The organism is Bacteroides fragilis NCTC 9343, assembly GCF_000025985.1.
Taxonomy (GTDB): Bacteria; Bacteroidota; Bacteroidia; order Bacteroidales; family Bacteroidaceae; genus Bacteroides; species Bacteroides fragilis.
This window is the reverse complement of sequence record NC_003228.3, coordinates 2652689-2668098: the sequence shown is the minus strand read 5'-3', so window position 1 is coordinate 2668098 and position 15410 is coordinate 2652689. Positions and strand designations below refer to the sequence as shown.

The following is a 15410-nucleotide window of genomic DNA, read 5'->3' as shown; positions in this document are numbered from 1 at the left end:
TCTTTTGACAGATTTTTATGCTAACTTTTTACCTGCAATGACCTCTTTTAAACTCTCTTTACACAAATAGCGGCCTGCCAACTCCCGTATTTCTTCCGGGGTAACCTCTTTCACAGCTTGTAGCGAACGGGCAAAATAATCATCGTCCAGACCTGATGTCAGAATAAACATCCAGGCATCTGCCAGTGAGAAAGGCGACTCATAATTACGGCACATTTCTCCAAGCATATAGTTGCGCACCATGGCCAGTTCTTCCGGAGTTACTTTGTCATTCTGCAACTTATCAATCTCTTTGTAGACTTCCTGTATCAGAGGTTCTACATATTCATTAGCTGTTTCTGTACTGATACCCAGCAAACCGCTGCCCGGATAAAACATGATTCCGGCCGAAATCCCATACGTGTACCCTTTCTCTTCCCGGATATTAGACATCAGTCTGCTTCCAAAATATCCTCCGAACAGAGTGATCAGTACCCGGAGTTTCAGATAGTCCGGATGTGTCCTCATAATAGTAGTTGTACCCAGCTTTACTGCACTCTGCATCGCATCTTCTCTCTCTATGAAAAGGCGTTTCTCGGGTATGCTAACAAATGTAAAATCTTTCTTGACCGCCACTTGCTGATGATTTCCAAAATGTGTCGTACCGAAAGCGGCTTCTATACGGTGGGTAATCTCGTCCGTCACTTTACCGGAAAGGTAAACATAGCAATTTCCCGAATGATAATATGTATCATAAAACTCGCGTAATAAAGCCGGAGTGATATGATGATAGTCCATTTCTTCCACATAGCGTCCACACGGATGCTCCTCTCCGTAAAGTGCTCTCAATAAACTTCTATGTGCCAGAAAATCTACTTTTGATGCATTTACCTGATATTGCTGAATATTGGCATCTATTACCGTACCCAGTTCTTTTTCCGGGAAGAGAGGTTCTTTTATGATCGATTCGAGTACATCGAGCGTTTCGGCAAAATACTTATTTAACGAATACAGTGTGATATATGCATATTCCGCCGAACTGGACAATTCAAGCCATGCTCCATAATAATCCAACTTTTCGGCTATCTCCGCCGCTGTATATTTTCGGGATCCTTCACGTAACATGCGATTGGCAAATAATGCCTGCAGTTTTTGTGATTGTTGCCATCGTCCGCCTCCAAACAAAATATCGACACGTACCACATCCTGTTCACCTGCGTTGATAATTGTCAACGGCACTCCATTCGGCATGACAGTACGCACCGGAGGAAGAATATTAAATTGGACCAGTTCCTGAATTTCGGGTTGTAGTGTCCGGTTCATAATAAACTATTTTTCTGTAAAAAACTCATATATTCTTATATTTAGTTGTGAGCCCGAGAGGGCTACTTCAATTCTTCAAGTCCTTTGCGAACATATTCTCTTTGCAGATCTTCCGGCCTCAAGATCCGGTCATCAAAAACAAGCAGATCAATATCCAGGCATACCTTTTCTTTCTTTTTATCTTCCTGCTCCCTGCCGGCCTCTCTTTCGATTGTTTTCAACTCCTTCACTACCCGTTCAGCATCTGCATCGGTATAGAAACGGGCCATTTGGTTAGAGAATAGTGCCGGGTTACGAAAGAATAACGGCCTTGTCTCCTGCTCACCCGTAAAACGGATAGAGGGGAACAGAGCCGTCAGTCTCCTACGAGCCAGAAGGAGATTCTCCTTCCGGTTATAATTGCTTCCTATACAAATCAGACAGGAGTGCATCGCTCACATTACATTAATTAAACAAATCGTCCAACCCTGATTCCGGTTCATCTATAATGCTATCTCCCGAAATACTGAAGTCTTTGCACGGGTCAAATCCGTCAGGCAATTTAAAAGTCTCTTTCGGATCATATCCCAATGTCTGGTCGGCATACACCTTATGCATATATTTTGTCCAGATAGGCAATGCCAGAGAAGCCCCCTGACCATAAGTCATTGTATCGAAATGGATATCACGTTCTTCACCGCCTACCCAGCATCCGGATACCAGTGAAGGGGTGAATCCCATGAACCATCCGTCCGAGTTGCGGTTAGTCGTTCCGGTCTTACCACCCATATCGGCAGTTATTCCATACCTGCGGACACGTCCTCCTGTACCTTCATTGATTACGGCACGCAACATTACCAACATCTTATAAGCACTCGATGCACTGATCACCTCTTCCATCTGTGGCGAGAAGGTAGCCAATACATTGCCTTCGCTATCCTCTATTTTAGTCACAAACAATGGAGCCACCCGGATTCCCTTATTGGCAAATGCCGTATATGCACTTACCATCTCTCCCACCGAAATCTCACACGGACCGAGGCAGAGAGAGACTGTAGGTTGAATTTCTTTATTGCGTACGCCGAAAGAGTGAATCAAACGTGCCAAAGCATACGGATTCAGTTTACTCATCAAGTATGCCGAAATCCAGTTATTTGAGTTTGCAAGTCCCCATTTCAAAGTCACCATTTCACCATAATGTCCTTTTGAAGTGTTTTTGGGTGACCAAGGTTTTCCATTTTCATCAATTAGAGTGATTTCTACATTACGTGTCTCGTCACAAGGTGAGAATCCGTTTTCCATAGCCAATGCATACAGATACGGTTTAATGGTAGATCCCACTTGACGACGTCCCACCATTGCCATGTCATATTGAAAATAAGTGTAGTTCGGACCACCTACATATGCCTTTACTTGCCCGTTTATGGGGTCCATCGACATAAATCCTGCACGCAGGAAGTGCTTATAATATCGGATAGAGTCCATTGGGGACATTATAGTGTCTTTCACACCATGCCAAGTGAACACCGACATAGATTCCGGCTTATTGAATGCTTTTTTGATTTCCGCTTCCGAAATGCCGGCTTCCTTCATCGTTTGATAACGGGAAGTCTGTTTCACAGCCCTGTCCAGGATGCGGTCAATTTCCTCTTGAGTCAGCTGATTACTGTATGGTGCCTTTTTGCGTCCTTTCTTCTCTTTGAAAAACAAAGGTTGCAAGTACTCCCCAACATGTTCTTCCACTGCTTCCTCGGCATAGCGCTGCATGTGTGAGTTGATAGTTGTATAAATTTTCAGTCCATCCGTATAAATGTTATAGTTTGAACCGTCCTTTTTCTTATTCTTCTCACACCAACCATACAATGGATTCATTTCCCAGTCGATCGAATCTTCATAAAATTTCTGCATTTGCCAGCCACGATAATTGCTGCGGACCGGTTTAGGAGCAGTCATCACACCACGTAGATATTCGCGGAAATAAGTTGCCAATCCTTCTTTGTGATCCACCCGGTGATATACCAATTCCAACGGCAGATTCTGCAACGAATCACACTCTTCCGCTGTGATATATCCGGCCTTTCTCATTTGATCTAGCACTGTATTCCGTCGTCCGCGCGAACGCTCGTTGAAGCGCACCGGATTGTAAAGCGAAGGGTTTTTACACATACCGATCAGCGTAGCAGCCTGTTCTATTTTCAGATCTTTGGGTTCGCATCCGAAATAGGTATATGAAGCCGTTTTAATTCCTACTGCATTATTCAGGAAGTCAAATTTATTGAGATACATACTCAAAATTTCTTCCTTTGTATAATAACGTTCCAGTTTTACGGCAATCACCCACTCTATCGGCTTCTGAAACAGGCGCTGCAACGTATTTCTGGCAACTTCGTCCGTAAACAATTGCTTGGCGAGCTGTTGTGAAAGCGTACTACCTCCACCTGCATTTTTCTGCATCAGCAATCCACGCTTTACCACAGCACGTATCAGCGCTTTGGCGTCGATACCCGAATGTTCGGTAAAGCGAACGTCCTCCGTGGCGATCAACGCATTGACAATGTTAGGTGAAAGTTCATTATAAGAGGTGTATACACGATTTTCCTTACTAAGCGACCACGTACCCAAAACCTTGCCATCCTCCGAAAGAATTTCGGTGGCAAATTTGTAATTCGGGTTTTCCAGTTCTTCTACAGGAGGCATATATCCAATCCATCCGTAAGCGATAGAGGCAAACACTGCAATTCCTGCCAGCACCATCAGTGCAAAGAAAACCCAAAGGCCTTTTACTATCTTTTTAATCATTTTATTCCGTAGTTTTATTCGAAGTTGCAAAGATAATCATTCCCGTCCATCTGACAAGCGTTCTTTTCCATGTTTGCACACAAAAAAGTCTAAGCGAAGCAAAAAAGGCTTCCGGTCGTTCCCGTTTATTGAGGAACCAACCGGAAGCCATACACTCATGCCCTTTATCCGTCCGTTGGCTGCGGCGCCACAGCCAGCCTATCGATTGATTTAGGCTGTGGGGTCATCCACGATATCTCCGTTTCCTCCATCGGCCGCCCCTTTCAGATAATCATCCAGACTGATCAGGTCCAGCTTCTCACCTGCACGGGTAGCTGTTTTAGTAATTTTCAGTTCTTTATTAGCCTGAAAATAGATACGCACACTATCCACGCTTTTAGCAGTGATGTCCTCTTGTTTTTCGGAGCCTTTCGATTTGGCAGCCAACATAAATACACCCAATCCCTCGATATTTACCGCTTTGCCTTCCAGCAACTGCTCTTTCAGTTTCTCTACAAAATTCTGAATCGTACTCTTAATATCACCTACCGAAAGTGACGAACGGTCCTGAATCTTTTGTGCAATAAACTTTAAGTCAACCGACCTTCCCAGTGTGATAAGTTGCGGATAATACCTTTTGGGAGAATTCTCAACGCGCGGATCTGACGGGCGCTTTACTGTTTTAAAAATTACACTCATACTACGTTTCTTTTTTTAAGATTTAAATTTCATTTTTTTACTCTCGTTTTGTTGATCAACAATGCAAATGTCCGCTTTTACGCAGAGACTGCCAAACAAAAAGGGCCTTCCGGAGCATGTTTTTCCAGAAAAATCATAAATGACTGATCATGAGGAATATACAGAATGTGTGTTTCGAAACACTCCTGTTTCCCACAAACTGATACAAACTAGACAAACATCTTGCTACGGGAAAGTTCTGTAAAGGGAGCACAAGATCTATTCCTATGATCTTAATATTTGTATGGTATGTGAGCTTAACTATATATCTTGTATGGGTGTAGCTATCCGGAGCAAAGGGTGTAACCCTAATGACCGGATAGCTATACCTAAGTAATGGTAGGGCTACACCCCTCTCGGATACAAGCTTTCGGAAGAGTCATTAAGAGTAGAACGTAGTATCCGGGAAGATACATTATTATATTAAAGAAATAAGTTCTTATCTGAAGTCATAGAGATTCTGCCGGGTCTGTTCAAAATCGTTTTGCCGGAATCAGTGCCACAAGGCCTGTCCTCTATTTCTAAAAGAATCCACAATTCAGCCTATCGATCCTCCATGCCGGAAATTTGGCTTCCAACCAACAGATGTGTTTAAATATAGGACGAAAAGAATGTTTTTGCTCACGTTCTTTGTCATCTGAAAGATTTTCCATAACTTGCAACTTTTATCGGTTAAGCTTGTACGATGTCCCATTATGTTAATCTTTCAATAGCATTGAGCTATCATACTTAATGCATAGAAAAAGAGGGAATATTGTCAACTGATAAACACTTTTGTTAAATCAAAATAGTTTTTAATATCATAAACAATTATAGTATGAAGAAAAATAAGATTTTAATTATTATACCTTCAAGGTTTGCGTCAACCCGTTTGCCGGAGAAGCCCTTAGTGAAAATAGCAGGAAAAGAAATGGTTTTGCGCGTTGCAGAGATTGCCAACTATGTTTGTAATAAGGTAGAAGGATGCAATTACATCGTCGCAACAGACCACGAAAAAATCGTTAATTTCTGCAAGGAGAATAATATAGCTGTAATGATGACTTCCGAGAACTGCAAAAGTGGAACAGAAAGATGCTGGGATGTCACAACCAAAATTGCTGAGAAACCGGATTTTATAGTCAATCTGCAAGGAGACAATCCGTTATGCCCACCCTGGTTTATAGAACAGTTGATTGAAGCTTGGAAAAATGATAAGGAAGGACAGGTCTTCACTCCCAGCCTTCATTTATCTTGGGAAGAGTATGACCGGATGAAAGAATCAAAGAAAATCACACCATATAGCGGGACAACGGTTGAAGTCGATAAATTTGGATACGCGCTTGCATTCAGTAAAGCTATGATTCCCGTGATAAGAAATGAAGAAAAGGTCAGAAAAATTCTTGATAAATCTCCTGTCAGACGTCATATCGGACTTTATTCGTATACTTACGACGCGCTCAAAAAATATTTTGAAGTAGAAGCTTCTCCTTATGAGCTTCCTGAAGGATTAGAGCAAATGAGATTTTTACATAACAGGATACCTGTAAAAATGATAGATGTAGACTATAGAAACCGTAAATCCATGTCCGGAGTTGATTCACCGGAAGATATCGAAAGAGCTGAAAAAATAATCGCCGAATTTGGAGAATTCAATCTTTCACCGGAATGAAAATGGAAGATATAGCGATCAGCATAACCGGTTATTCTTACAGTAATATAAAAGAGACGATACCTGACGGAGTTGATAAGGAGGAAATTGCTGCCGTGTACGAGGAAATCATTGATGAATATTTGCAAAAAGGAATTCCCCGGGAAATACCAGCTTTAATAAATGTCAGTGGAGTTCCGGGGGCAGGCAAATCGACTTTTTGCAAAAAACTGCTTGCTATGCCTGAAAATTCAAGTGCAATCTATATTGGATTTGATGCAATCATGGAAAACGAGCGTTTACCCTATATTAGAGAAGAGGTCAACCATGCGGAAGAAGCATTCAAAAGATGGGAGCTTTCTGCAAGGATCGCCGGTTATGAATTACTTAAGAGAGCTATAGAAAATAAGTATTTGATTATATTCGATCATTCGTCTGCGCTCTCCCAACACATTGATTTATTTAATCTGTTATTGTCTGAGGGATACGAAGTTCACTTTAATTTTATTTTTATCCCGGAAGAAGAAGCCAGGAGGCGAGCGAAAAACAGGAAACGTTATATACCTCCATATTATATTGAGGAAAGAAGCAAAACCCTTCAATATTTATTGCCTGAATATAAACGAATTTGTACCACTTTTAAACAAATAGAACCAATGAGAACCAGACTTATCATAGCCCGTCATGGGAATACGTTTCGCCCGGAAGAAACTCCGACAAGAGTCGGAGCAAAAACCGATCTACCATTAGTCGAAGAATTTAAGGGAAGAAGTATTGGAAGATATTTAAAAGAACATGATATGATCCCTGACGTAATCTATGCGGCTCCACTTTTGCGTACCATGCAGACAGCCCGGTTAGCTGTTCAGACCATCGGTCTGGATTCAGATATTTCTCCATTAAACGCTTTTGTCGAGATCGACTATGGTGTTGACGAAAATAAAACGGAAGAAGAAGTGAGGTTACGTTTAGGAAATGGAAATATCGAAAAAGGGAAAAAAATAATTGAAGATTGGGATAAAAATGCAGTTGTACCTGATGGATGGAAAGTAGATCCGGACCAAATCATTCATACTTGGCTGGATTTCGCAGAGAAGACTGTGATACCTCATCAGACAACTTTACTTGTCACTTCTAATGGGATTATACGCTTTGCTCCCTATTTGACGGGAGATTTTGAGAAGTTCGCCCAAGAGCATAAAATAAAAGTGGCTCCGGGAGGACTTTGTATTTTTGATAAAAACGATGGTGATTCATTCTGGACTTGCTCTGCCTGGAATGTCAAGCCTTATGAACTATATGCAGATAGCCACTACTGAAAATACGATTTACACCTCTCCTGACGCATCAAAGATTTTTTGTTATACGCCTTCCATTATTGTCACACCAACGGGACGTTTAATAGTTTCTTTCGATTTAGGAGGAGAAGGTGTAAAAAGTATAGAGGGCCATAAGTCATCCAGAGCTGGTGGAAGCAGATTTGGACAAGGGAAAATATTCATTTCTGATGATAATGGACAGAAATGGACTTTCGTTCAAAATTTCCCGTTTTGGCATGCACGTCTGTTCACAATAGGTAACAGCATCTACCTGATCGGGCATGCCGGGGATATTTGTATCATGAAATCGGAAGATAATGGTGAAAGCTGGTCTGACACCTATTTCCTCACCCACGGAGAAAAGTGGCATTCTTCAGCCTGCAATGTCCTTTTTTCCAATGGGAATGTATATTTAGCCATGGAGCAACGTTGCCGATTGAACGAAGTGACAGGATGGGACGTAGCCGGATTATCCCCTACGCTGTTTCGGGCTTGTGTCGAGGACAATCTTTGCCTTGCATCTTCATGGAGCAGATCTGAAAAATTTATTTATAAGGAAGTGTTTGATGGAGCCAAATTGGATTTTTTCGGCATTCCGTTTTATGATTGTGAAACCAATAAGCCCAAGGAAATAGCGACAGGTATCAACAATGCTCCCCTAGGCTGGCTTGAAGCAAATGTAGTTAAATTTGTAGATAAAGACCATATTTGGCATACTGATTTGAAAGAAGTTTTTCATCTTTTTCTAAGAGCCCATACAGGAGGTGTCAATTATGCACACCTCTTTAAAATAGAAATACAAGACGACCAAAGTATGATTCCCTCATTGGAGCACACCCCTTCCGGACAAAAGATTTCATATATCCCATTTCCCGGCGGACATCTGAAATTCTTTATCATATATGATGAACTGACAAGATTTTATTGGTTAGTGTCCAATCAGGCCACAGACTCTATGAGACGTGTCAGCTCTTTATCAAATATAAAGAGATATGGATTACCTAATAATGAACGACACCGGTTGCAACTTCATTTTTCAAGGAATTGCGTAGACTGGTGTTTTGCCGGAATGGTGGCTTGCTCTACAAATGAATTATATTCAAGAAATTATCCTTCAGCGGTAATCAAAGGAGATGATTTGCATATTGTCTGCCGATCAGCCGATGAACATGCACTCAACCCTCAATATAATAACATGATAACTCATCATATCGTGAGTAACTTTCGTCAGCTTATATATTGATTCATGACTGATTAACCGATATTGTTACGGATCATATCTAAAAATCGACAGAGGCATAATACCCGACATCATCTCCACAAACTTTGCCTAAAACAATCCCGGGTAAATCTCTCCTCCGGTATCGCTCACGTTAAGGGTCTGCAACAGTTTGCCGTCCGGAGCATAAAACAACTGAAACTCAGTGTCTGTATTATACTCTTCCACTTCTATCACAATTACCGCCGGCTGCTTAGGGAAAGTGATGATTCTTACATCTTCCAGCTGCATAGATGCCATCGTACTTTGCATAAAGGCCTTTGCCACAGCGGCAGGAACAGCCTCCAGAGTTTCGACATCTACCTCCGTCATCAACCATTTGCCCTTATCACTAAACCAGACGTTTAATTCCCGTCCGTCCACCCTGATATCGGCAATGTGATAGTCTCCCTTTCGTTGCCAATCAACTGTAGTAACTTTGGGATACATTTTCTGAAAGGTCTCCTGTACTTTATCGGGAGGTGGAAAGCCGGCTGCAAAAACAGAGACGGAAATCAGCAACAGCAATCCTGTCAACAAATTAAATTTAAGCTTTTTCATAATGAGGTTCTTTTTAATTTCAAGTTTGATAAGTAACAATAAGAGGAGTATTTTGTTTGTGGAATTATTCCACAAACATGTGGCAAATTCCACATGCTTATCCCCAAATTATACTTCATTAGCGGCTCATACGATTCTTTCACAGCTGGCATAATCTTTGTCTATTTCATCCATTAGTTTCTTTTCAGAGAAACCCAATAATTGTATCACCTAAAAGAAAAATTATGAAAAAGTAGAAGAAGTAAAAACTAACTAGACTCCGATTCGGAAGCAAGAATGGAGTAGTAAAAGAAGTAGAAAACTGAAAAACATGTTTAACTCAAACCTATTTTATTTATGACGAAAAAAAGTAACCTATCCTTAAGGTTTACAAGAGTATGGGAAAAACACTGCCTGAAAACAGCAGCCGCAACTTTATTACTGTGCTGCGTGCTGCCCGTACAAGCAAAAGCCGATACTTACAAAACACAAGAGACTGCAAGTATACAACAGCAAACAGTGAAGACCACCGGTGTTATCATCGACAACACGGGTGAGCCTCTTATTGGAGTTTCCGTAAAAGTGCAGGGCACCAATACCGGAACCATCACTGACCTGGATGGAAAATTCTCAATTGACACTCCCCCAAAAGCTCTCCTTGAGTTTTCATTTATCGGTTATAAAACCATTATCATGGAAGTGACCGGAAAGGAACTCCATATCACTATGCAGGAAGATTCAAAACAATTGGACGAAGTGGTAGTAGTGGGTTACGGCTCACAAAAGAAAGTAAACGTTACCGGATCTGTAAGCATGGTCAATGCAGACGTTCTGGAATCACGTCCCGTACAAAATGTGTCACAAGCATTACAAGGGGTTATTCCCGGACTAAATATGTCTGTAGGAAGTAGCGGTGGCACGTTGGATGGCAAACTAAACGTGAATATCCGTGGAGCGGGTACGATAAGTGACGGATCGAGTAGCAGTCCGCTGGTATTGATCGACGGAATCGAAGGAGACATGAACACTGTTAACCCAAACGATATTGAATCGGTATCTGTACTGAAAGACGCAGCCTCTTCATCAATCTATGGTGCACGTGCGGCATTCGGAGTCATCCTGATTACTACGAAGAGTGGCAAGAGTGGTAAAACCCGTGTAAACTATTCGGGTAATGTGCGTTTCTCAGATGCTATTCAGTTGCCCGATATGGTGGATTCTTACACTTTTGCACAATACTTTAACCGGGCTTCGACCAATGGTGGAGAATCTCCTACCTTTGATGAAAAAGCATTGCAAAATATCCTGGACTTCCAAAACGGAAAATTTACCGACCCTTCTACTCCCGAATATTATGGAGTGGAGGCCGGACCGGACGGCAAATGGAAAAGCTATGCAGGATCTTTTGCCAATACAGACTGGTTCAAAGAGTTCTATAAGAGCTGGACGCCTTCTACGGAACACAACCTGAGTATCAGTGGAGGAACTGAGAAACTGACCTATATGATCAGTGGCAGCTTCCTGAATCAGAACGGCCTTATCAGGCATGGCGAAGATAACTTCAACCGCTATACGATGAACGCCAAAATTTCGGCAAAACCTGCGGAATGGGTCACATTGAACTATACAAGCAAATGGACCCGTGAGGATTATGACCGTCCCACCTACATGACAGGTGCGTTTTTTCATAACATTGCCCGTCGCTGGCCCACTTGCGCTCCAATGGATCCAAACGGCCATTATATGCCCAACATGGAAATCATCCAATTGGAAGAGGGAGGCGTACAAACCAGTCAAAGAAATTGGTATACCAATCAGCTGCAAGCCATCTTCGAGCCCGTTAAAGACTGGCGAATCGTAGTAGAAGGAAGCATGCGTACGTATACGCGAAAACAACACTGGGCTGTATTACCGATCTATGGATATGACGTAAACAATAAACCTTATTTATTGTCATGGAACGGTGGAGCAGCAGGGTATTCGGAGGTTCAGGACGAACGTGAAGATGAAGATTATTTCTCCGGAAACATTTATAGTGACTATGCAAAAACAATCGGTAATCATTATTTTAAAGTGATGGGCGGTTTCAATGCCGAACTCTTCCGGCCAAGCGGAATGACCGGGTTTGGAACCGACCTGATCAGCTCGAATGTCCCTTCTTTAGGATTGACACAGGACAATCAGAAAGCAAATGCATGGGCACGTGAAAGAGCAATTGCCGGTTTCTTCGGGCGTGTGAACTACAACTATAAAGAACGGTATATGTTAGAAGCCAATCTGCGTTATGACGGTTCTTCACGATTTGTTGGCGATAAGCGCTGGGGGTTGTTTCCGTCATTCTCCGCCGGATGGAATATTGCACGCGAAGACTTCTTCCGTCCATTGGCCGGTGTTATCGGCACTTTGAAGTTAAGAGGTTCTTGGGGGCAGCTTGGTAACAACAACACGGATAAGGCCAATGCCTGGTATCCGTTTTACCAGAATATGATTACGGGATCTGCCAATTCGGGATGGTTGATCGACAGTAAAAAGCAAAACACTGCCCAACTTCCGGGTATCGTCAATTCACTGATGACCTGGGAAACCATTGAATCATGGGACATTGGTTTGGATTTCGGTTTACTCGATAACCGTCTGACAGGATCGGTCGGCTATTATAACCGTTATACATACGATATGATCGGTCCGGCTCCTATATTACCTCCCGTGTTAGGGGCCCTACCTCCCCAAGTGAACAACTGTGATATGAAGTCATACGGTTGGGAGTTGGAACTTTCATGGAGAGATCGCATCAGTGAATTTGATTATAGTGCACGATTTGTTTTATCTGACGGGAAGCGTAAAATATTGAGATATCCGAATCCTACGAACTCACTCTCTTCGGATGTATACTATAATGGACAAATATTGGGTGACATCTGGGGATACAAAACGGTCGGTATTGCACAAACCCAGGAAGAAATGAATGCACACTTGGCCAATGGAGGTACCCCAAACTGGGGGACGAACTGGGGAGCCGGTGACGTTATGTATGCCAATCTTGATGGAAAAGAAGGTGTCAACAATGGTTCGAATACTTTGGAAGATCATGGTGACCTGACAATAATCGGTAACAACACCCCAAGATATAATTTCGGTTTGACGTTGACCGGGGCATGGAAAGGATTCGACTTTTCGGTGTTCCTGCAAGGGGTAATGAAAAGGGATTATTGGTTGGACGGGCCATACTTCTGGGGGGCCAATGGAGGATTGTGGCAATCGACTGCATTCAAAGAACATATGGATTATTGGCGTCCTGAAGGCGATCCACTCGGTGCAAACACCAATGCTTATTACCCCAAACCCTATTTTAATACGGATAAAAACCAGAAAGTACAAAGCGGATATCTTCAGAATGCTGCATATTGCCGCCTGAAGAATGCTCAGATAGGTTATACTCTGCCTAAAACATGGACTCGAAAAGCGGCAATGGAATCGGTGCGTGTTTATGTGTCCGGAGACAATCTGGTTACCTTTTCGGGAATCAGCGGAGTATTTGATCCGGAATTATTGGGTAGCGACTGGGGAGACGGTAAGCTCTATCCCTTGCAAAGAACGATTTCTATCGGCTTAAATGTTAACTTCTAATTTTACCAGACAAATTATGAAAATAAAACTGAAACATATTTATTTCTGCTCATTAATCGGAATGGGCGGATTGGCACTGACTTCGTGTAATGATTTTCTGGATCGTTCGCCCATCAGTGACATCACTCCGGAAGATTACTTCAACACTGTAGATCAAGTGGGAAGCTATGTTATCAATTATTACGATGACTACCTTGAAAACTCAAATACGACTAAAATGTATCACCAAAGAGCATGGAACTCCGGAGTGGTACGAAATGATGCGAACACTGACAATTTATTGAGTGATGACGGAAACCTGGATTATTTTGCGGGAAATAAGCAAGTACCCGAAGGGAAGAATATTCAGGAACCTCTGAATCGTATTCGGGTATGGAATTATCTTTTTGAGAAAGTATTACCTAAAGAAAAAGAAGGTACAATCCCCGGAGATGCAGAACTGTTAAAGCAATACATCGGAGAAGCCTATTTTTTCCGTGCGTTGGCATATTATAACGCATTGGTACGTTTCGGTGATTATCCCATCATTACCGAAGTATTGCCGGATGATTCGGAAACACTGATCAAAAAAAGTCAGCGTGCCCCGCGCAATGAAGTGGCACGTTTCATCCTAAAAGATCTTGACGAAGCTGTCAGTCGACTGAAGGAACGTGGTTTTCAGAATAACCAACGCATCAACAAACAGGCTGCATTAGTGCTGAAATCAAGAGTTGCACTGTTTGAAGCAACTTTTGAAAAATATCATCAGGGAACGGGACGCGTACCCGGCGATCCCACATGGCCCGGAGCCGCCATGAGTTATAACAGTGGAAAAACATTCGATATTGCTGGCGAAATAAACTTCTTCCTGACCGAGGCAATGCAGGCAGCGGTAGCTGTTGCAGACCATGTTCAATTGGCAGAGAACTCGCATGTAATGAATCCTCCATACAATACACTTTATGGATGGAATCCTTATTTTGAAATGTTCAGTCAACCGGATCTTTCGAATGTGGAAGAAGTACTGTTGTGGAAACAGTATAACCTGTCACTTACCGTGTCGCATTGTGTGGGGGCCCGCCTTAAAAACGGAGATCGTACCGGACTGACACGTTCGTTGATCAAAACATTCCTGATGAAAGACGGTCTGCCTATTTATGCAAGTAATAGTACTATTGATGACAGAACGGTGTCTGACGAAAAGAAAGACCGCGACGAGCGCTTGCAATTGTTTGTATGGGGAGAAAAAGATGCCTGGATGACAGATGAAAGAGCGGATACAGTGAAAAATTACAATAAGGATCAGGCGGGAAACACTGTGACAACTCCGGTACCGGTACCTTGGGTAAAATCTACTGTAATCAGTGATCAGGAACAGACACGTGATATCACCGGTTATCGTTCCCGTAAGTTCTATCCGTATGATGACGAACAAAGTAAGTCGGACGAACTGCTGGGGACCAATGCCTGTCCTATTTTCCGTGCTTCCGAAGCATATCTTAACTACATAGAGGCTTGTTATGAGAAGAATGGTACGCTGGACAGCAAGGCACAGGAATATTGGAAAGCCATACGCAGACGTGCCGGTGTCGATGAAGACTATCAGAAGACAATCGCCCGCACGGATCTGGGGCGCGAAGACGATCTGGGAGTTTACTCAGGAGACCGGATGGTGGACGCTACACTTTACAACATACGTCGCGAACGTCGCTGCGAATTTATTGCCGAAGGCATGCGCTGGGATGACCTGAAAAGATGGCGCTCTTGGGACCGGCTATTTACGGAGCCATATATTGTGGAGGGCATTAACTTTTGGGATGAAGCCTATAAACTTTACACAACCGTAGATAAAGACGGCAATGAAAAATCCGCGGTGGTAGCTGATGGCAGCACGTCTGCCAACATGTCGCCAAAATCGGACGGGAAATACGTACGGCCATTGCGTAGGACACAAACCAATAATCAGCTTTATGACGGATATACCTGGAAAAAAGCTTATTATCTGGAACCACTCGGCTTACAGGACTTGCAATTGTCGGCCACCAATCCGGAGGATATCAATACATCTATGATGTATCAAAATCCATATTGGCCTGCCGGCACAGGCAAAGCGCTTGAATGATACCGCTAAACGTATAAAAAACGTAATATGATAAGTTCACCACAGAGTTTACACAAAGCAAATTTGCCAGTGTATCCTGTGGTGAACAAAAACAAATCTCCGAGTGAACTTATCTTATGTTTTTTAAGTTATATAATGTAT

General features: G+C 42.6%; 10 protein-coding genes. 5 read left to right on the top strand and 5 right to left on the bottom strand.

Going from position 1 to position 15410, the window contains the following annotated elements:
- Positions 1-15: 15 nt before the first annotated feature.
- From BF9343_RS10730 to BF9343_RS10715, 4 genes are all read right to left on the bottom strand, one after another.
- On the bottom strand, positions 16-1302 hold the full coding sequence (locus BF9343_RS10730) for a M16 family metallopeptidase (protein WP_005794143.1): 1287 nt from the start codon (positions 1300-1302) through the stop codon (positions 16-18).
- A 62-nt stretch (positions 1303-1364) separates the two neighbouring features.
- Positions 1365-1733, bottom strand: coding sequence for a 2-amino-4-hydroxy-6-hydroxymethyldihydropteridine diphosphokinase (locus BF9343_RS10725; RefSeq protein WP_005787582.1), 369 nt, complete (start codon positions 1731-1733; stop codon positions 1365-1367).
- 13 nt (positions 1734-1746) lie between these two features.
- Positions 1747-4080, bottom strand: a complete 2334-nt coding sequence (locus tag BF9343_RS10720; protein WP_008660187.1) for a transglycosylase domain-containing protein — start codon at positions 4078-4080, stop codon at positions 1747-1749.
- Positions 4081-4290: 210 nt separating this feature from the next.
- A complete protein-coding gene (locus BF9343_RS10715; RefSeq protein WP_005787578.1) occupies positions 4291-4758 on the bottom strand; it encodes an HU family DNA-binding protein in 468 nt (155 codons plus the stop codon).
- A gap of 856 nt (positions 4759-5614) precedes the next feature.
- Between BF9343_RS10715 and kdsB the strand changes: the two genes are divergently transcribed.
- Genes kdsB through BF9343_RS10700 form a run of 3 tightly spaced genes read left to right on the top strand, consistent with a single transcriptional unit; the run spans position 5615 to position 8986 of the window.
- A complete protein-coding gene (gene kdsB / locus BF9343_RS10710) occupies positions 5615-6445 on the top strand; it encodes a 3-deoxy-manno-octulosonate cytidylyltransferase (RefSeq protein ID WP_005787574.1) in 831 nt (276 codons plus the stop codon).
- Positions 6442-7743: a histidine phosphatase family protein gene (locus BF9343_RS22600; protein WP_010992932.1), complete on the top strand. Its 1302-nt coding sequence runs from the start codon at positions 6442-6444 to the stop codon at positions 7741-7743. The genes kdsB and BF9343_RS22600 overlap by 4 nt, the downstream gene beginning before the upstream one ends.
- Positions 7715-8986 carry a sialidase family protein gene (locus BF9343_RS10700; protein WP_032529426.1) on the top strand — a complete coding sequence of 424 codons (1272 nt, stop codon included), beginning with the start codon at positions 7715-7717 and terminating at the stop codon, positions 8984-8986. The genes BF9343_RS22600 and BF9343_RS10700 overlap by 29 nt, the downstream gene beginning before the upstream one ends.
- Positions 8987-9073: 87 nt before the next feature.
- Here BF9343_RS10700 and BF9343_RS10695 read toward each other — a convergent pair whose 3' ends face one another.
- Entirely contained in the window at positions 9074-9562 is a 489-nt protein-coding gene (locus BF9343_RS10695) for a PepSY-like domain-containing protein (protein ID WP_005787568.1), read from the bottom strand.
- A 336-nt stretch (positions 9563-9898) separates the two neighbouring features.
- Here BF9343_RS10695 and BF9343_RS10690 point away from each other — a divergent pair, with 336 nt between their 5' ends.
- Both BF9343_RS10690 and BF9343_RS10685 read left to right on the top strand, forming a co-directional pair.
- Complete coding sequence (locus tag BF9343_RS10690) at positions 9899-13168, top strand: SusC/RagA family TonB-linked outer membrane protein (RefSeq protein WP_010992929.1); 3270 nt, start codon at positions 9899-9901, stop codon at positions 13166-13168.
- Between the two features lie 16 nt (positions 13169-13184).
- The gene (locus BF9343_RS10685) at positions 13185-15269 is read left to right on the top strand and encodes a RagB/SusD family nutrient uptake outer membrane protein (protein ID WP_010992928.1); all 2085 of its coding nucleotides are present in this window, start codon (positions 13185-13187) and stop codon (positions 15267-15269) included.
- The last annotated feature ends 141 nt before the right edge of the window (positions 15270-15410 follow it).